The 20,342-nt window shown below is 30.4% G+C and carries 12 protein-coding genes; all 12 read left to right on the top strand.

The genetic code is table 11. From position 1 onward, the window contains the following. Nucleotides 1-53 precede the first annotated feature (53 nt). Nucleotides 54-1,073, top strand: a complete 1,020-nt coding sequence (locus R3X25_RS04080) for a T9SS type A sorting domain-containing protein (protein WP_317672115.1) — start codon at nt 54-56, stop codon at nt 1,071-1,073. A 268-nt stretch (nt 1,074-1,341) separates the two neighbouring features. After that, entirely contained in the window at nt 1,342-3,609 is a 2,268-nt protein-coding gene (locus R3X25_RS04075; RefSeq protein WP_317672113.1) for an alginate lyase family protein, read from the top strand. 10 nt (nt 3,610-3,619) lie between these two features. After that, nucleotides 3,620-3,997, top strand: coding sequence for a cupin domain-containing protein (locus R3X25_RS04070; protein WP_317672111.1), 378 nt, complete (start codon nt 3,620-3,622; stop codon nt 3,995-3,997). Between the two features lie 295 nt (nt 3,998-4,292). Continuing rightward, nucleotides 4,293-7,406 carry a TonB-dependent receptor gene (locus R3X25_RS04065; RefSeq protein ID WP_317672109.1) on the top strand — a complete coding sequence of 1,038 codons (3,114 nt, stop codon included), beginning with the start codon at nt 4,293-4,295 and terminating at the stop codon, nt 7,404-7,406. 12 nt (nt 7,407-7,418) lie between these two features. Continuing rightward, a complete protein-coding gene (locus R3X25_RS04060; RefSeq protein ID WP_317672107.1) occupies nt 7,419-8,864 on the top strand; it encodes a RagB/SusD family nutrient uptake outer membrane protein in 1,446 nt (481 codons plus the stop codon). A 46-nt stretch (nt 8,865-8,910) separates the two neighbouring features. Continuing rightward, entirely contained in the window at nt 8,911-9,846 is a 936-nt protein-coding gene (locus R3X25_RS04055; protein WP_317672105.1) for a PKD domain-containing protein, read from the top strand. A 3-nt stretch (nt 9,847-9,849) separates the two neighbouring features. Then, complete coding sequence (locus R3X25_RS04050; protein WP_317672103.1) at nt 9,850-11,787, top strand: PKD domain-containing protein; 1,938 nt, start codon at nt 9,850-9,852, stop codon at nt 11,785-11,787. Nucleotides 11,788-11,898: 111 nt separating this feature from the next. Continuing rightward, nucleotides 11,899-12,819, top strand: coding sequence for a polysaccharide lyase family 7 protein (locus R3X25_RS04045; protein WP_317672101.1), 921 nt, complete (start codon nt 11,899-11,901; stop codon nt 12,817-12,819). Between the two features lie 526 nt (nt 12,820-13,345). Further along, entirely contained in the window at nt 13,346-16,393 is a 3,048-nt protein-coding gene (locus tag R3X25_RS04040; RefSeq protein WP_317672099.1) for a TonB-dependent receptor, read from the top strand. Nucleotides 16,394-16,416: 23 nt separating this feature from the next. Beyond that, entirely contained in the window at nt 16,417-17,940 is a 1,524-nt protein-coding gene (locus tag R3X25_RS04035; RefSeq protein WP_317672097.1) for a RagB/SusD family nutrient uptake outer membrane protein, read from the top strand. A 273-nt stretch (nt 17,941-18,213) separates the two neighbouring features. Then, nucleotides 18,214-18,921: a FadR/GntR family transcriptional regulator gene (locus R3X25_RS04030; protein WP_317672095.1), complete on the top strand. Its 708-nt coding sequence runs from the start codon at nt 18,214-18,216 to the stop codon at nt 18,919-18,921. Between the two features lie 121 nt (nt 18,922-19,042). Further along, nucleotides 19,043-20,335 (top strand): MFS transporter, encoded by a 1,293-nt coding sequence (locus R3X25_RS04025; RefSeq protein ID WP_317672093.1) that lies wholly within the window; start codon nt 19,043-19,045, stop codon nt 20,333-20,335. Nucleotides 20,336-20,342: the final 7 nt, after the last annotated feature.

Raw genomic sequence — 20,342 nt, 5'->3', positions numbered from 1 at the left:
AACCAGATTTAAAACTTTGATAAACAATTATTAATATATCTAAAAATAAAATTATGAAAACAACATTACTTTTTACAAAAAATTCTAAACTTGGACTTGCACTTTTAGTGTTTTGTTTATGTTTAAATTTTGGATATAGTCAAACTGAACTTGTTAAAAATGGTACTTGTGATGAGCACGGAACAGGCATACCCGAGACTGACACGTCAGATACTAGTGATAATGCAGATGCTTGGGATATGACTCCTAATAGCACATTAAATGGCGGCATTACTAGCCCTTATAGATATGATGAAGATGATAATCCAGATGGGTGGAGAAATGATGCTTTAGAGACGTATATTGAAGATACATACACTACAGATCCTGCGGATGAATATGGTACAGATGAGCAACCAGGATCTACAAGTAACGGTAATAACGATACTAGAGGAGTTAAATTGTATGATGATGCCGATGGAAAACCTGTTATAACACAATCTACACGTCGTTTATATCAAAGGGTAGTGGGACTTACTATTGGTAGCCTTTATAATTTTTCTATTGATTCAAAATCTGAAGCAGCTGGAACTCCTTCAGAAGTATATATATTAAATACGCAAATAACTACTGAAGCTGGAATTAATGCTAATGGTTACACAGATGGGTCTGTTGTTGCAGGTATGAATATTACAAATGATGAAGATGCATGGGTAACAAACACACTTACTTTTACGGCAACTACAACTGAAGTTGTTATTTATGTTAGATCGATAAATTCAATAGATAAAAATACTGAAGTGTTTTATGACAATATATCGTTAAAAGAAGATGTAACTAATTCTATTGAAGACAATGAATTATCAAAAAGCTTTAACGTATATCCAAATCCAGCTAATGGAGTATTGTTTATAAAATCTAATCAATTTGCTGTTTCAAACGTTGCAATATTTAATGTAATGGGGCAAAAAGTGTTAGAGCAACAAGAACTAGAAAACAACCAATTAGATGTTTCTAGCATTTCAAAAGGAATGTACATTTTAAAAGTTACAAGTGATTCTAAAAGTTTCACTAAAAAAATTATTATTGAGTAATCATTTATAATTAATGTTTGAATTAATAAATCCTATTCTTTACGAATAGGATTTTTTTTATGAAGTTTAAGGCATAAATTTTGACATATAGTTCGTTATCTCAAGAGTTTATAAAATATTTTAAAGCAACTTTATTAGTTTATAAATCAAATGAGATAAAATTAATTTTTAACATAAATATGTTAAAAAATTATCATTATATTGTATTTTTAATAAATTACCATATCTTTGGTAAACCAATTTGGTAAACCAATTTAGACATTTACAAATGAAATTTAAACATCTATATTTATGTACTCTTGTTTTTATATTTTTATCATGTCAAAATAAAAATGAGACAGTTAAAAATTCACAATCTGATAATGTTCAGGAGCATCCTAGTATAATTTTAACTAAACAAGGTGTAAAAGATATTAGAGCAAATTTAGGAACTATTCCAATTTTTGATAATTCATTACAAGCTGTTAAAGAAGAAATTGATGCTGAAATTGAAGCGGGTATAGAGGTGCCAATTCCAAAAGATTATTCTGGAGGATATACACACGTTAGACACAAACGTAATTGGGTAGTGTTGCAAAAAGCAGGTGTGTTATATCAAATTTTAGATGACGAAAAATACGCCAAGTATGTAAAAGATATGTTGATGCAATATGAGGAAATGTATAAAACATTGCCACTGCATCCAAAAACTAGATCGTATGCAAGAGGTAAATTATTTTGGCAATGTTTAAATGATTCTAACTGGTTGGTATATGTAAGTCAAGCTTATGATTGTATTTACAATTATCTTACAGCAGAAGAACGTAACAAATTAGAAACAAATTTATTCAGACCATTTGCAGATCATATTTCAGTAGATAGTCCACAATTTTATCAAAGAGTACACAACCATAGTACCTGGGGAAATGCAGCTGTTGGTATGATAGGATTGGTAATGAATGACGAAGAGTTAATTGATAGAGCTTTGTATGGTATAAAAGGAGTGAATTTAGATAAAACAGCAAAAGATGATGATGGTGGATTTTTAAATAAAGATGGAAAAGCAGGTTTTTTAGCAAATATTGAAGAGCCTTTTTCACCTGATGGCTATTATAATGAAGGTCCATATTATCAACGTTACGCAATGTATCCTTTTTTAATTTTTGCTGAAGGATTACACAATGTAAAACCAGAATTAAAAATTTTCGAATACAAAGAAGGCGTTCTTTTAAAATCAATAAATGCACTTTTAAATTTATCTGATGCAGATGGAGATTTCTTTCCGCTTAATGATGGACAAAAAGGAATGTCGTACTACAACAGTGCTTTAGTAACAGCAGTAGATATTTCGTATCATTATGGAGAGCAAAATCCAGGATTATTAAGTATAGCAGAAGATCAAAACAAAGTTTTGTTAGACGATTCTGGTTTAGCAGTAGCACTTGGTATAAAAAATGGAAATAAAAAGCCATTCGATAAAAAATCAATAAATCTATCAGATGGACCAGAAGGTAAACAAGGTGGAGTTGCTGTTTTAAGAAATGAAAATATAGAGCTTGTTTTTAAATATTCATCTCAAGGATCAAGTCATGGTCATTATGATAAATTATCATATTCATTATATGAAAAAGGAGAAGAAGTAATTCAAGATTATGGACTAGCTCGTTTTGTAAATATTGAACAAAAAGGTGGAGGAAATTATTTAAAAGAAAATAAAACATGGGCAAAACAAACCATTGCTCACAATACAGTTACCCAAAATGAAACCTCGCATTATAACGGTGAATTTGAAATAGGAAGTAAGTACAACCCTGAACTTACTTATTTTTCTTCAGAAAATAAAAACGTACAAGTTGTAAGTGCTAAAGAAACAAATGCATATCCTGGTACTGAAATGCATAGAACTATGGCAATAATTAAAGATAAGGATTTCGAAAAACCTTATGTATTAGATATTATGAAGCTATCTTCTAACAAGGCAAATCAATATGACTTTCCTTTTTACTTTTTAGGTCAAGTACTAAAAACTAAATTTAAAAATACAATACCTAAAAATTTAAAGCCTCTAGGAAGTAAAAATGGATATCAACATTTATATGTAGAAGGATTGGCAAAAGCGAACCATTATAACACTAAATTTTCTTGGTTAAATAAAGGTAAGTTTTATACCTTAACTACTACAACAAAAGCTAACGACGAGTTGCTTTTTACAAGAATTGGAGCTAATGATCCAGATTTTAATTTACGCCGTGAGGCTGCATTAATGTTGAGACGAAAAAATGCTAAAAACACACTTTTTGTATCAACAATAGAAGCACATGGTAGTTATACTCCAGTTTCAGAATCAGCAGTTAACTCAAACAGTAGCATAAAAGAATTAAAAGTGGTTTTAGATACAGATGCATATACCGCTATTGCTATTACTAATATAAATGAAAACACTAAATTATTTATAACAGCAAACGCAAACGCTTCAAAAGAAGCAGAGCATAAATTAACAATTAATAATAAACAATACACCTGGAAAGGTTCTTATATATTAACAGAAAACAAATAAATTAAAAATTATGAAACGACTTAGTGAAAAGTACATCGTCGCAAAAGACATGGAATGGGAAAACCTTGGAGGAGGAGTATCAAGAAAATTTTTAGGCTACGATAATCAAATTATGATGGTAAGCGTGAAATTTGATAAAGGAGCATTAGGTGCACCACATCAACATTTTCACACACAAGCTACTTATTGTGTTTCAGGTAAGTTTGAATTTGAAATTGATGGAGTAAAGCAAATAGTAGAAGCAGGAGATGGAGTTTATATTGAACCTAATTTATTGCATAGTGCAGTTTGTTTAGAAGAAGGACAATTGATTGATACATTTAGCCCTGTTAGAGAAGATTTTTTAACTGGTGATGGACCATCTTATTTCGGAGATAAAGAGGCGTAATATATATATGTTAGTCTCTATTAGAAAGGACATTATTGAATAATGCCTTTTTTTTAGTCAATTTTACGATAACGTTTTAGTAAAACGAGCGATATATTAAAAATATGTTAATATTTATTTTTTATTAACATATTTTTAATATATTTTTGTTTTTTATAAAATTGGTTAACCAATTTGGATAACCAAAAACAGGTGTTACTATTTTCATTTAAAAAAATTGAGCTGAAAAGCTATATTAAAATTAATAACTAAAAAAATATTAATAAAATAAACACTCAAAACAAAAATTAATATTATGAATTTAAAATTTAAGTTAACCATTATTGCAGTATTATTACTCAATTTTACAATAATAGCGCAAAGCAGCTATTTATTAAAAGGTACTGTGGTTTCAAGCGCTGACAATATGCCTATTCCAGGTGCCAGTGTAATTATTAAAGATTCCACAAAAGGTACTACTACAGATTTTGATGGAGTATTTTCTTTGGAAGTAAAACAAGGAGATGTTTTACAAGTTTCATTTATGGGTTTTGGTACAAAATTCATTCCTATTATAAGTCAAAATAGTTTAAATATTACATTAGCAGAAGAGCAAAATGTTTTAGATGAAGTTGTTGTAATTGGTTATGGTACTTCAAAAAAATCTCATTTAACAGGGTCTATTTCTAAAGTAGTTAATAAAGATTTAGATCAAGTAGCCGTTTCCAGAGTTGATGACGCTTTAATAGGGCAAGTATCTGGTGTAAATATACAAGCTACAGACGGTGAAGCTGGTGCTGCACCAACAATTACAATTCGTGGTGTTGGTTCTATGGCAGGTGATTCTACACCTTTAATTGTTGTAGATGGTGTAATTGTAGATTCAGATTTTTTAGGATCATTAAATATGAATGATGTTGAATCTTTTGAGATTTTAAAAGATGCTGCTTCATCATCTATCTATGGTTCAAAAGGGTCTAATGGTATTATTATGATTTCTATGAAATCAGGTGTTGCAGGTAAAGTAAGAATTAATTATTCTACATATACAGGTATAAAATCAGGTAGAAAAAGTGATGCTTATGGGCTAACAGTTGCTGATTGGGCTCAAAAACAAATGGATGAAGTAGGTTATTTATCTGACTATACTAAATTTGGTTTATCTACAGGTACTGATCGTGCTTGGCAAGATGTTTTTATTGAAGAAGGTGTTATTACAAGTCATTCATTATCAATTAGAGGTGGAAACGATAAAACAAAATTTGCTACAAGTTTAAATTATTCAAATGATGAAGGTGTTTTACTATTAGATAACTATGAAAAATTTGGAGCAAGAGCAAAAATTGATTTCGAAATTAACGAAAAACTTTCTGCTGGAGTAAATTTTTCTCCTAGTTATACTATTAGAAATAGATTTTCTGAAAATATCCATAACGTAGCCAGACATATGCCTTGGTTACCTATATATCACACAGAGCATACACTTCAATATATAGATCCTAATGGGTCTTATGCAGATGTACAAGTTGGAGATTACGCTCAAATGCGTCATTTTGAATTAACCGACCTTGATGGTGATGGAGTTTATGAAAATGAACTTACAAGTAATTTAGGAAACTCTACCAATCAGAATCCATACGCTAGAATTGTAGAAAGAGATAGAACAGACAAGAAATTTAAATTATTTAGTAGTATTTATGGTAAGTATAAAATAATGGAAGGATTATCTTTTAAATCCACATTATCAGTTTCTTTTCAAGATACACAAAGAAAAGATTATTTAGGTACTTTAGCTCGTAGAGAAGTTTCTGATGCATACATTGATGAGATAACTCAAAGAGATCAATATTTTATTTTCGATAACTTTTTTAATTATAATAAAAGTATTGGAAACCATGATTTAGGAATTACATTAGGTAACTCATTAGAACAAAGAAATTATTTCTATTCTTCTATAAGAGCGCTTGGTATTGTAAACGATAAAATACCATACTTATCAAATGCACCTATTGCTTCTGATACACAAGGTTTTGAATGGACAAAAAGAGGTGTTTCATACGTGTCAAGATTCAACTATGCGTATAATGATAAATATTTAGTTAGTTTAAGTTTAAGAAGAGATGGTAGTTCTATTTTTGGATCAGACTTTAAATATGGTAATTTCCCAGCTGCATCTATAGGATGGAATGCTGATAGAGAAAGCTTCTTAGAAGATAGTGACGTTATTTCAAAATTAAAATTCAGAGCTAGTTACGGTGTTACAGGTAACGATCGTTTAAATACAGGAAGTGTTGATCCAGATGCGCAAGGTAGTACCTCACAATTAAGTACTGGTAATATTTTAGTTGATTATTATCCACATTTAGATTTAGTATCAACAGTAAGTTATGTTGAAGATGGAACAATACAAGCAGCTTATGCACCAGTTAATATTGGTAATGCTGAATTAAAATGGGAACGATTAATTGAAATTAACCCAGGTATTGATTTTGGATTTTACAACAATAGAATTTCAGGTTCTTTAGATTGGTATCAAAGAACAAGTGATCAATTATTACTAAACAATCCTATATCAGCTACAACTGGTTTTTCAAATTCTTTAGATAATATAGGAGAAGTAAAAAATCAAGGTTGGGAAATTGAGTTGAGAACAAAAAACATTCGTTCAGAAAAATTTAATTGGGGATCAACTTTATTAGTAACAACCAATAAAAATACTTTAGTAGATTTTGCTGACTCTAACGGACAAATATCAGGTATTGACCCTAAAAGACCAACAGAATGGATTAACTTAGAAGGTATGCCAATTTCTTCTTTCTATGGTTATGTAGTTGATAGAGAAGTACCTACAGAAGAGTTCTATTCTAGTAATTTTTACAGACACGTTGGGCAACAAAAGGGTATAACATATGTAAAAGATTTAAATGGTGATGGTGTTTTAGATGAAGAAGATAAAACTATTTTAGGTAATCCATATCCAGAATTAATTTGGAGTTTTTCAAATGAATTCAATATTGGAAATGTAGATTTTTCTTTTATGTTCCAAGGATCACACGGAGCAGAAGTTAGAAACATAGCAGATCAGTACATGTTTAATCATACAGCATTTGATCAAGTGTTAAGTACTGTAGACGATGAGTTTATTGTAGAGAAAATTTATACAAATAGTATTATTCAAGATGCTTCGTATATTGCTTTACGTAACGTTAATATTGGATATGTTTTACCAGAAGATGCTGTAGCAAAATTAGGTCTTTCAAAATTTAGAGTTTATGCTACAGGTCAAAATTTGATTTATAAAACTGCAGACGATTATACAGGTTGGAACCCAGAAGCGTTAGATAAAACAAGCCCAACACAGTATGGTTACCAAAGAGGTGGTTCTCCAATATATAGTACAATTTCTTTAGGAGTTAATATTGATTTTTAAAAAATAAAAATAATGAGATATTCAAAATATATAATAATAGTTTTTTTAGGATTTCTAATTACTTCATGTGAAGAATTCCTTGATCCAGACCCTACTTCAGCTATAAAAACAGAAGATTTTTACCAAACAGTTGAAGAGTTAGAATTAGGTGTATTAGCCATATACGATGCCATTCAAGGAGTAAATGATACTCAATTGGATGAAAACAGAGGTGTACAAGTAGAGTTTTATGTAACAGAAATGTTATCAGATAACAGTAATACTAGATCACCAGACGCAAATGATTCTGCTGATGCCGGACAGTTTGAGAACTTTTCAGTTGAAGCTAATAATGGTATATCTGCTAATTACTACTCAAGTATGTATAGAGTTGTATACCTATCAAATGTTGTATTAGATGCATTAAAAGAATTAGAAGATGGAGACTCATATATAAAAATTGAAGCAGAAGCTAAATTTTTAAGAGCATATGCATATTTTAATTTAATAAGATTGTATGGTGAAGATGTTGAAAATCTTGGTTTACCATTAATAGATCACGTTTTATCTGATACAGAAAGAGCAACTCAATTCACAAGAGTTTCAGAAAAAAAAGTATATGATTTAATTATTTCTGATTTACTAACAGCAACTGAAGGATTAGACGATACCTATAAAACTAGAGCCTCTAAAAGTGCAGCGCATACCTTATTGGCAATGGTGTATATGACTATAGATAACCCAGATTATTCTGAAGCTATTTCGCATTTAGATCAGGTGTTTGGAAACTATTCATTATTAGATAACTATAAAGATATATTTGATCCAGCTAACGAATTAAATGACGAGATTATTTTTGCAATCGGTTTTGCAAACGATGCTGCTAATGATAGTCAGAATTATTCAGCAGAATTTGCTGCAACTGGTAATTCAAGTGGATTAAATTATTTAACAGAAGATTTACATGCAAAATTATTAAATTTTGGTGGAGCTAATCGTCAACTTTATGATATAGATGATGAAGACGATACTATAAAATATCAAACAGCAAAACATAAAACAAATAGTTCTGATGACGAGCAAGCTGGTGCAGATTTTATTGTATTAAGATATGCTGAAGTAATTATGCTGTATGCTGAAGCAACTTTAGCTACATCAGATCAAGTAAGTATTTCAGGTTCTTGGGCTGACGATTATAATAAAATTAGAACAAGAGCAGGTTTAGCCGCTGTAACATCAGTAACTAAAGATGAGTTAATAACAGAAAGAAGATATGAATTCTTTTCTGAAAATAAAAGATTGTTTGATTTGAAACGTTTTGGTGTTGCCACTTCGGTATTATCAGATTTTGCAAGTGCAAGTGGTTTTAATTTTAATTCTACAGAATCTACATTACCAATACCTCTTAGAGAAATTAATTTAAGCCCTATTGGAGATAACGGAGAAGCTGTTTTAATTCAGAACCTGAACTGGAGATAGAAGTTTATATTTCTTGAATATTTAAAAATAATTTAAATTTTAAAAAATGAAAAGTATTAAAAATATAAAAAAAGGTATTTTAAATTTATTACCTAAAATTGTATTGTCATTTATGGTAGTTTCTTTAGCTTCATGTGATCCAACAATAGATGGTCTTTCTTATGATTTAGCTGAAGCAAATTCAAAAGAAGATCAAAAAGCTCCTACAGCCTTTTTTGGAGCAGTTACAGGTGAAGGTGACCAATGGAACAAAGCAACTTTTGCTAATGAATCTGTTAGTGCTAGTAGTTATATTTGGGATTTTGGAGACGGTAGTGATACTTCAACAGATTTTGAACCAAAAGAACATTCTTACCCACCAGTAAGCGCTTCTTATCAAGTAACTTTACAAGTATTCGATTCTAACGGACTTACAGATACATATACCAACTCTATAACAATTATAGATAATGGAACACCTCTAGGAGACCTAGATTTATTTTACGATTTGATTAATACTGGTGACGCAGGAGAACCAGTAACAATTCATAGTTATTCATCGTATCAAGTAGAAAAAGATGCATTCCCAGAAAATACATTAGACAAAAATGCTGGTACACTTTGGACTGCTGAAGATGGTGACATATTAGCAGGAGATTATAAATCAGATGGAGAATATGTTATTTATGATTTAAGTGAAACAGTAAATTTAAGAGTAATCCAATTTACTACAAATGTTAAATCAGAATCTTATGGGTATCAAATTTGGACTTCTAATACAGGTACTGATGATGCTGATTTTACAAAATTAATTCCAGAAACAGGCGATATTATGCTTTCAGAAGCTGCAAGTGCAGAATTTCAAACAAAAATTTTGAGTACACCTGTAGATACTAGATATGTGAAATTAGTAGGTTTTGGAAGATTTAATGAAGCTGGAGATACACGTACAAGCCCATGGATGAGTTTTTCTCAAATAGAATTTTACAAAGACAAAAATTAAATTATGATGATACAAACAATTAAAAATATAAGAACAAAAGGCATTATAAAGGTATTTCTTTTTATAGCTTTAGTATCACTATTTTCTTGTGATGATGATGAAGAAGCTTTACAAGAAGTAATAAAAACAATACCAATTGCTGCTTTTACAGAATCAGCAGATGCTAACGATTGGAAAACGTATAATTTTACTGATAGATCTACAAATTCAACAGGGTATGTTTGGGATTTTGGTGATGGAAATACTTCTACCGAGGCAGAACCTTCACACTCATATTTAGAGGCAGGAGATTATGTAGTTATACTTACTGTAAGTAATGTATCAGATGTTACTGATACGGTTGAAAAAACAATTAAAGTTAGAAATCCTAGTGCACCACTTTCAGCTTTCACAGCTATAGCAGATGCTAACGATTGGAAAACGTATACATTTACAAACCAATCTCAAAACGCTACAAGTTATTCTTGGGACTTTGGAGATGGTACTTCATCTACAGATGCTGAACCTACACATACATTTACAGGAGAAGGAACTTTTACAGTTAAACTTACAGCTACAAGTGCATCAGGAGACGATGTTAGTGAACAAATACTAGAACTTATTGATCCAAATGCAGCAGTAATGCCTACATTTAAAGCTATTGTTCAAAATGGTACAGCTGATGATTTTCAGGTTGAAACTAATGATAATGCAGATGCTTGGGACATGACTCCTAATAGCACCGTTAAACTAGATGCAGATGGCGGAGCAACATCACCTAGCCCTTATAGAGATATTTGGTATAATTCAGATTTAGATAGTTGGCTTGAAGCTAGTTTTGGAGACGATAGTGAACAACCAGGTTCTTCAGGCGATGGTAATAAATTTGCAGGTTTAGGAGATAGAGGTGTTAAATTAAATGAAGCATCTCGTCGTCTTTATCAAGTATTAACTGTTGAAGCTGGGGTAGAATATACATTTACAATTGATTCTCGTTCAGAATCTGCTGGTGTAAATTCAGAAGTATTTATTTTAAATAATGAAATTGTTAGTGAAGATGCTATTAATACAGAAGCTAATCGTAATATTAATGCAGATGCATATTTTGTAATTGATAACGACTTTAATAGTTCTAAATCTTCTTCTACTGAAGATACATTTACTACAAATACATTTACATTTAAACCAACAACAGATAAAATTGTAATTTATGTTAGAGCATTAAATGCAGTTGATAGTAGTAATGAAGTATTCTTTGATAATATAGATATTATTACTCCTGGATTTGAATCTGGATCTGGATCAACAACAACTACTGCTACATTTAAAGCAATTGTTCAAAATGGTACAGCTGATGATTTTCAGGTTGAAACTAATGATAATGCTGACGCTTGGGACATGACTCCTAATAGTACCGTTAAATTAGATTCAGATGGCGGAGCAACATCACCAAGCCCTTATCAAGCTATTTGGAGTAATTCAGATTTAGATAGTTGGCTTGATACTAATTTTGGAGACGATAGTGAACAACCAGGTTCTTCAGGCGATGGTAATAAATTTGCTGGTCTAGGAGATAGAGGTGTTAAATTAAATGAAGCATCACGTAGACTTTATCAAGTATTAACTGTTGAAGTTGGTGTAGAATATACATTTACAATTGATTCTCGTTCAGAATCTGAAGGTGTAAATTCAGAAGTATTTATTTTAAATAATGAAATTGTTAGTGAAGATGCTATTAATACAGAAGCTAATCGTGATATTAATGCAGATGCATATTTTGTAATTGATAATGATTTTAATAGTACTAAATCTTCTTCTACTGAAGATACATTTACAACTAACACATTTACATTTATACCAACAACGGATAAAATTGTAATTTATGTTAGAGCATTAAATGCTGTTGATAGTAGTAATGAAGTATTCTTTGATAATATAGATATTATTACTCCAGGATTTTAATATTTTACAAGAGTAACCAACCCGATTGATAACTTTAGTAGTTATCAATCGGGTTTTTTGGCTCAACTTTTGCATAATGTTAATCTCAATAACATAATTTAAAAACTAAAAATGAAAAACTTCCGAAAAGAAATATTAGGTATTTTAATAATAACATTTCTAACTGTAAACATTTCAGCTTGTCAAGCTCAAAAAAGTGTTTCAGAATCGGATGTTAAAGTTGAAACTAAAAAGAAAAAGAAAAAGAAGAAAAAAAAATACAAGCTTCCTAACATTGATTTAAGTCATTGGAAAGTAACTTTACCAGTTACCAACGAAAAAGGGAAACCTTATGAAATTGAACCGCCAGAAATTTTAGATTTTGCAAACAATAAAGTAGCAAAACCTTATATGTATATAGATTCTACAAAGGGAGCAATAGTATTTCATGCAATGCCTACCAATTCTAAAACAACAAATACAAAATATACACGTTCTGAATTAAGAGAGCAAATGGAGCCAGGTAATAATAATAAAAACTGGACTTTTGCCGATGGTGCTTATATGAAAGGTAAGTTAGCGATGGATGCTACCACTAAAGATGCTGATGGTAAATATCACAGAACCATTATTATGCAAATTCATGGTAGATTAACCAATGAGCAACGTGATTTAATAGGTGAAGATGATAATAACGCACCTCCAATTTTAAAAATTTATTGGGATAAAGGCAAAGTTCGTGTAAAAACAAAAATATTAAAAAATCTAAATGCTTCTTACGAAGAAATGTTACACGATGACGCTTGGGATGATGATGAAGGTTTTAATTTTAAAGAAGAGGTAGGTTTTAGAAAATTTACTTTAGAAGTTAAAATATCAGAAGGTAAAATGGTTGTAATTTTAAATGGTAATGAATACAAAGTTTATGAAAATGTACACATGCGTAAATGGGGAGTATTTGAAAATTACTTTAAAGCTGGTAACTATTTTCAATCGAGAGATAAAGGATCTTTTTCAAAAGTTAGATATTACGAGCTCGAAGTAAGCCATTAAAATAATAAATGTAATATATACTAAAATACGCTAACTATTATAATAATAGTTAGCGTATTTTAGTATAGTTACTGCAATAAATACCACTAATTTTTAAGTTATAAATTATATAATAATTACTTATAGATTAATTAAAAATCAGGATGTTATTTTTTAAGTGTTAAAAAAAACGTTAAATTTTTTTATTTATAAAATTTAACATATATTTGGTAAACCAAATTGGTAAACCAGTTTGGAAATTAAAGAATATTAACTCTAAAAAATTAATCCTTAATTATTGAATTACAAAATTAAAAACTACAAAAAAGGATAGGTGCAACTATCCTTATCAAAGTTTACTTTATTTAAAAGTAAAGTAAATTACATCATTTTAAAATTACCAACAACAATTAGAGTTTAAAACAAACTGTATCTAATAAGTAGTTGGTTTTTAAAGTGAAGGAGCTTTTAAGATTAAAATCTATGCTAAAATTAATACAAAGAGAAGTATTAATAAAATTAACACTTAGAACAAAAAATTATTATTATGAATTTAAAATTTAAGTTAACCATTATTGCAGTATTATTACTCAATTTTACAATAATAGCACAAAGTGCTTATTTATTAAATGGTACTGTGGTTTCAAGCACTGACAATTCTCCTGTCCCAGGAGCCAGTGTTATTATTAAAGATTCCTCAAAAGGTACAACAACCGATTTTGATGGAGTATTTGCCTTGGAAGTAAAACAGGGAGATGTTATTCAAATTTCATTTATGGGATTTGCAACTAAATCAATCACAATTACAAATCAAAAAAACCTTACAATTTCTTTAAGTGAAGAAGCAAGTGCTTTAGATGAAGTTGTTGTTGTAGGTTATGGTGCTCGTAAAAAAAGTGATGTAACAGGTTCAGTATCTTCTTTAAAAACAGAAGAATTAACAGCTTTTCCTGTATTAGAAGCAGAGCAAGCACTTCAAGGTCGTGCAGCTGGTGTAGTTGTACAATCTAATAATGGTGGTGAGCCAGGAGCTCCTATTAAAATTAATATTAGAGGTAATACATCTATTAATGCAAGTAGTGATCCACTTATAGTTGTAGATGGTTTTGTTGGGGGTTCTATGCCTCAAGCAGGTGACATTAAAACTTTACAAGTTTTAAAAGATGCATCAGCAACAGCTATTTATGGTTCTAGAGGATCAAATGGAGTTGTATTAGTAACTACAAAAAAAGGTAGAAGCGGTAAATTAAATGTTGAGTTTAACTCTACATATGCTGTTCAAAAAACCTCAAATAGTTTAGATTTATTAAATGCAAGTGATTTTGCAGACTATCAAAATCAAATAAGAGCTAACCAAGGTATTACTAATCTTTATGTTCAAGGAGACTATGATACAGATTGGCAAGATGAAATATACAGAGCGGGAAGTACTTCAAATAATCAACTTTCTTTTTCAGGAGGTTCTGATAAAGTTAACTACTATGCTTCAGGTACTTATTTTAAACAAGATGGTATATTAGTTAATTCTGGTTACGAAAGAGTTTCATTTTTATCAAATTTAGACGCACAAGTAACAGATAAATTAAAAATTGGACTTAACTTAACAGGTGGTTTAAGTCAAAAAGATGGAGTATCTACACAGTCAGATGGTTCAGTTACAGTAGGTGGTGATGATGTTGTTTCTTTAGCAATGCGTTTTGCTCCAGATCAAGGAATTTATGATGATGATGGAACATTTTCAGTAAATAATATAGGTGACCCAGTAGATAACCCATGGGCAGTTGCTACACAAAGAGACGATGATACAGAAATAGAAAATTTCAGAGCAAATTTTTATGCAAATTATGAAATTATTGAAGGTCTTACTTTTAAAACTACATTTGGTTTAAGTAGCAAAAATACATTTAGAGGAATTTACATGCCAAGAACGTTAGAAATTACGGCAGGTGGAGCTACTGATGGTAGAGCTATTATATCTGAAAAGAAAACTAAAAGTGTATTAAGTGAAAATTATTTAACCTATAAAAAAGAAATAGGAAAAGGTGATTTAACTTTATTAGCAGGTTATTCTTATCAAAAAACAACTAATAAAGCATTTTTAAGTGAAGGTACTGGAACACTTTCAGATTCTTTCTCTTACTATGGTTTATACACAGCTACAAATCTAATTAGTCCTAGTGGTGGTGATGTATATGTAAATGAAACAGAAATCCAATCTCAATTTGGACGTGTTAATTACGATTATGATGATAAATATTTATTAACTGCTACTGTTAGACGAGATGGTGCTTCTAACTTTGCTGAAAATGAAAAATATGCAATTTTTCCATCAGCTGCATTAGGTTGGAAAATGTCAAATGAAGACTTTATGAAAGATAGTGAAACTATTTCTAGCTTAAAATTAAGAGCAAGTTATGGTGTTACTGGTAACCCATCAATTGGAGCTTACGAGTCTTTAGCAAGTTTAGCAAGTATTTACGCTTCTAGTAACGGAATAACAGTACCAGCTGTAACTCCATATCAAAGTGCAAACGCAGATTTAAAATGGGAGTCATCTTACCAAGCAAACTTTGGTGTAGATTTAGGATTGTACAATAGTAGAATTTCACTTTCGTTAGATTACTATAACATTGATACTAAAGATGTACTTATGTTTGATAATAGTATACCTTGGTATTTCGGTAATTATAATGATGAAATTTTAACAAATGTTGGAGAAATTAACAACAGAGGATTCGAAGTTTCTTTAAATACAAGAAACATTGTTAAAGATGATTTTAGTTGGTCTACAGATTTAGTATTCTCTAAAAATAAAAATACAGTAGAAAAATTAATATTTGGTGCTGATTATTTTGGTAATGGTGCTCCAAGTTATTTTAGTGTTGATAATAACTATATCTTAAGAGAAGGTGAAGAAGTAGGATTGTTTTATGGATTTGACTACGCAGGTGTATACCAAGGTGGTACTTTACCAGAAGGTACAGCTGTTATGACAGATGGTGTAGCTGGTGACCCATTATTCTTAGATTTAGATGATGATGGTGCTGTTACTAATGCAGATAGAAAAATTATAGGGAATCCTAACCCAGATTTTACGTGGGGGATTACAAATAATTTTACATATAAAAACTTTGATTTAAACATCTTTTTCCAAGGTTCTCAAGGTGGAGATATTTTTAATATGACTAATGTTCAGTTAAATAATGGTGATGCTAATACTACTTACGATTATTATAACAACGCTTGGACATCTACAAATACAGATACAAACCAACCTCGTGTAGGAAACAATAGTAATAGAGAAATTTCTTCTCGTTTTGTTGAAGATGGTAGTTATGTTAGACTTAAAAATATAGCTGTAGGTTACACATTCCCTTCAGAGAGTATTGAAAAATTAGGTATAGAAAATTTAAGATTTACTGTAAGTGCACAAAATTTATTAACATTTACAAACTACTCTGGTTTAGATCCTGAAGTAAACTATTATGGTGCTTCTGGAGATAATAATACATCAGCTAATACTGTAAGAGGATTTGACTTTGGAAATTACCCAACTGTAAAATCTGTGAATTTTAGCTTGAGCGTGAAATTTTAATCAATAATTTAAAAACATATATAATGAAAACATATAAATATTTATTCTTATTGATAGGATTATCAATAATAGGATGTTCAGATTTAGAAGAACAACCGGTTGGTATCTTGTCTCCGGACGGATTCTTTTCAACTGTAGATGATATACAAATAGCTGTAGATGGCTCATTAACACATGCTATCAATGAAGAAATATGGGGAAGAAAACTTTCTATAGCATTAATGTTACGATCTGATATGGTAAACCTTCAATCTGATGAAACAAGAAGGGTTGAGATGAATACGCATACTATTACAGGTGATAATGAAATGGTGTATGATCCATGGACACGAATTTACCTAGGAATTGCAGCGGCTAATAACGCCATTGCAGGTGCAGAAGATGTTGATGCAGAAGATGATATTAAAAATCCAGTTGTAGCGCAAGCTTATTTTGCTAGAGCTTTTTACTATTTTCATTTAGTAAGATTATTTGGAGACATTCCTTATATCGATGCTCCAATTGAAGGAGATGAAGCTTATTCTATTAATTTAACACCTGAATCGGAAGTATATGATAATATTATTTCAGATTTAGAATTTGCTAAAACATGGTTACCAAATACAGTTGCTTCTAGAGCAATACCATCTAAAGCAGCAGCAAGCTCATATTTAGCGTTGGTATATTTAACTAGAGCAGGAACAAGTGATAATGCTTATTTCAAAAAAGCTTTTGACGAAGCACAAGAGGTAATTGAAAATAAAGGAGTTTATGAGTTAGATTTAGATCCAGATTTTCAGACATTATTTAACGCTGATAAAATTGATGCTTCTTTAGAACCTATATTTGCTTTAGACTATAACGCTGTTGAGGCTGATGATAATTCATATGATCAAATAGCTCCAATGGTAGGTATTAGAAGTGATGATATTGTTGGTGGATGGTCTGTTGCCGTTCCTACTATGGCAGTTTATGAGTCATTTAATCCAGCTGATTATAGAAGAACTGTTAGCTTTAAAGAGTCAGCACTAATTAATGGTAATCTTGAACCTTATACTAATTATACTGCAAGTGGGCATAAATTTGCTGCAAACCAACCATATATTGATAAATATGGACGTTTTCCAGGAGAATATGCTAGATCAAGTACTAGAGCAACAAGTCATAATTATTCTATGATGCGTTATGCAGAAGTATTATTAATTGCTGCAGAAGCAGGAGCTGAAATAGGAAACCCTTTAGCACTTACTTATGTGAATATGATTAGAGAAAGAGCTAGACAAGGTGGTAGCACAATAACTGGTGATGGTACTGCTATAACAGTAGAGCCTAGTGAAGAACCTGCTGATTTAGAATCAGTTACGGTTGCTGACGTATTGGAAGAACGTAGATTAGAATTGGCTTTTGAATGTAAAAGATGGTACGACATTAAAAGAAGACAGTTAGGAGATCAAGTATTTGGTGCTTCAGGTTTAGAAGGTGCTAAATCAGATTGGAATTCGGCAGTAGATTATGATACGCCAATACCACAAGAAGAGATAGATAGAAATCCTAATTTAGGACTTTAAAATCTAATGATATAAAGCGATATTAATCGTTTTTAGTTTTAATTCTTGGGTTTACATTATGTAAAATGTGTAAACCCAAGTTTAAATTTTTTTAACACTATTAGCTCCAATTATTTAATTAAAGTAATAGTTTTTAATACTTTTATTTAAAAATGGAATGTTTTAACAATTTTTTTGTATTTAGTGTATAAAGTTAAAGATACTTTTGTTAGAGTAAATCATTTTACTTTTAAAGTAGTACATTAATAATAAAAGTTTACCAATTTTTTAATTATGAAATTAGAAATTTTAGCGAAAAATGATAATAAAAAGGTTCAAAATGCTATTATTTCTCAAATACGAGATTTAATTAATTTTAAAAATCTAGAGCCAGGAGATAAACTTCCTTCGGAAAGAATGCTTTCTGAAAAGTTCGGAGTTACACGAAGTAGTATTAGAGAAACTATTCAAAAATTAGAGTTTTATGGATTGTTAAAATCTATTCCACAAAGTGGAACTTTTGTAGCTCAAATTGGAAGAGTAGCTCTAAATGGAATGGTAGATGATATTTTAAGATTAGAAGATGTTGATTTTAAATCACTAGTAGAAACTAGAATTTTATTAGAATTAAAAACAGCAAGGTTAGCAAGCCTTAGAAGAACAGATCAAGATTTAATTCAAATTGAAGAAGCATTAAATGCTTTTGCTGAAAAAGTGTTAAATGGCGAAGATGCTGTTCAGGAAGATTTATTATTTCATTTAGCAATTGCAAAAGCCGCTGGAAATGGTACTTTAAATACATTAATGTTAATGATTACCCCAGAAATTATTACAAATTTTGAAAAATATCATGTTTGTGATAAGGGTAAAGCAATGTTAGGTATAAAGCAACATAAAGATATTTTTGAAGCTATTAAACAACAAGAGCCTCAAAAAGCTAAAGAAAAAATGAAAATTCATTTTAAAGAATTATACCAATATTGCTATAATATAGAAAAATAACAATTTAACTTTAACAAGTTTCAACTTGTTAAACTATTTAAAATAAAAAAGAGATTTAGTAAAGGGTTACTCAAAAGTTGATTAACACTAAAAGACAACCGAAAATTTAAAATTAGTATAAATGAAATTAAAAGGATTAAGATGGTGGATAATAGGGCTGATTTTTTTAGCTACTGTTATAAATTATATAGATAGAAGTGCACTTTCCATTATGTGGGGTGGTGAAAACGTTGAAGGTTCGATAGCTCAATCTCTTGGCTTAACAAAATATCATTATGGTTTAATATCCAATGTATTTATGGTAGCTTACGCTTTAGGACAACTTTTTTCTGGAAAGTTATTTGATAAAGTTGGTACCAGAATTGGTTATGTAATTAGTATTGGAGTTTGGGGAATATCATCGTTCTTACACTCAACAGTTCGAGGATTTTACTCAATATCATTTTTCAGAACTACTTTGGGTTTATCTGAAGCAGGTAACTGGCCAGGTGGTGTTAAAAGTAATGCCGAATGGTTTCCAATTAAAGAAAGAGCAATTGCACAAGGATTGTTTAACGCAGGAGCTTCAATTGGTTCTGTAATTGCGCCACCATTTATTGCTGCATTATTTGTGGCTTTTGGTTGGAGAATTACCTTTATGGTTGTTGGTTCTTTTGGTATTTTGTGGATTATTCCATGGTTATTAATTAACAAAGCTGGACCAAAAAAACACCCTTGGATAACAAAAGAAGAACAAGAATATATTCTTGCAGGTCAAAGTTTAGCTGATCAAAATGCAACAGAAGAAACTAAAGGAAAAAGTTTAAGAGAAATTCTTTCATTTAAAGAGTCTTGGGCTGTTGTAATTGGTAGATTTTTTCTAGAACCAATTTGGTGGGTTTTTGTTACTTGGATGCCAATATATTTATTTGATACTTATAAATTTGATGTAAAAGAAGTAGGTATGTTCTTATGGGTGCCTTACGTTGGTGCTGCATTAGGTAGTATTATAGGAGGATATGTTTCAGGTAAAATTATTGCTAAAACAAACTCAATAGATAAAGGTAGAAAAACTACTATTTTAATTGGAGGAGTAATTATGCTTGCAGGATTAATTGCAACTGTACTTATTGGTGATACTGCAGAGAAATTTGTAGCTATTGTTTTCTTTGTATTATTTGGATTCCAATTTGCTATTAGTAATGTACAAACACTTCCTAGTGATTTCTTCAGCGGAAAATCTGTTGGTTCATTAGCAGGTTTAGGTGGAATGATTGGAGTATTTTCAGTAATTATTATGAACTTTTTAGTTCCAGTAATTGTAGATAATTTCTCTTACACACCTATTTTTGTGGTAATTGGAATATTTGTACCACTAGGAGTTGGAGCAATTTATTACTTCGCAAGAAATATTCAATCGGTAGAAAAAGAATAAAATAACT

The sequence above is a fragment of the Lutibacter sp. TH_r2 genome, assembly GCF_033101135.1.
GTDB lineage: Bacteria > Bacteroidota > Bacteroidia > Flavobacteriales > Flavobacteriaceae > Lutibacter.
This window is presented reverse-complemented; position numbering and strand designations above follow the sequence as displayed.

Coding starts and splice junctions, on each gene's coding strand:
- R3X25_RS04080 (WP_317672115.1), top strand. CDS start 54: ATGAAAACAACATTACTTTTTACAAAAAATTCTAAACTTGGACTTGCA.
- R3X25_RS04075 (WP_317672113.1), top strand. CDS start 1,342: ATGAAATTTAAACATCTATATTTATGTACTCTTGTTTTTATATTTTTA.
- R3X25_RS04070 (WP_317672111.1), top strand. CDS start 3,620: ATGAAACGACTTAGTGAAAAGTACATCGTCGCAAAAGACATGGAATGG.
- R3X25_RS04065 (WP_317672109.1), top strand. CDS start 4,293: ATGAATTTAAAATTTAAGTTAACCATTATTGCAGTATTATTACTCAAT.
- R3X25_RS04060 (WP_317672107.1), top strand. CDS start 7,419: ATGAGATATTCAAAATATATAATAATAGTTTTTTTAGGATTTCTAATT.
- R3X25_RS04055 (WP_317672105.1), top strand. CDS start 8,911: ATGAAAAGTATTAAAAATATAAAAAAAGGTATTTTAAATTTATTACCT.
- R3X25_RS04050 (WP_317672103.1), top strand. CDS start 9,850: ATGATGATACAAACAATTAAAAATATAAGAACAAAAGGCATTATAAAG.
- R3X25_RS04045 (WP_317672101.1), top strand. CDS start 11,899: ATGAAAAACTTCCGAAAAGAAATATTAGGTATTTTAATAATAACATTT.
- R3X25_RS04040 (WP_317672099.1), top strand. CDS start 13,346: ATGAATTTAAAATTTAAGTTAACCATTATTGCAGTATTATTACTCAAT.
- R3X25_RS04035 (WP_317672097.1), top strand. CDS start 16,417: ATGAAAACATATAAATATTTATTCTTATTGATAGGATTATCAATAATA.
- R3X25_RS04030 (WP_317672095.1), top strand. CDS start 18,214: ATGAAATTAGAAATTTTAGCGAAAAATGATAATAAAAAGGTTCAAAAT.
- R3X25_RS04025 (WP_317672093.1), top strand. CDS start 19,043: ATGAAATTAAAAGGATTAAGATGGTGGATAATAGGGCTGATTTTTTTA.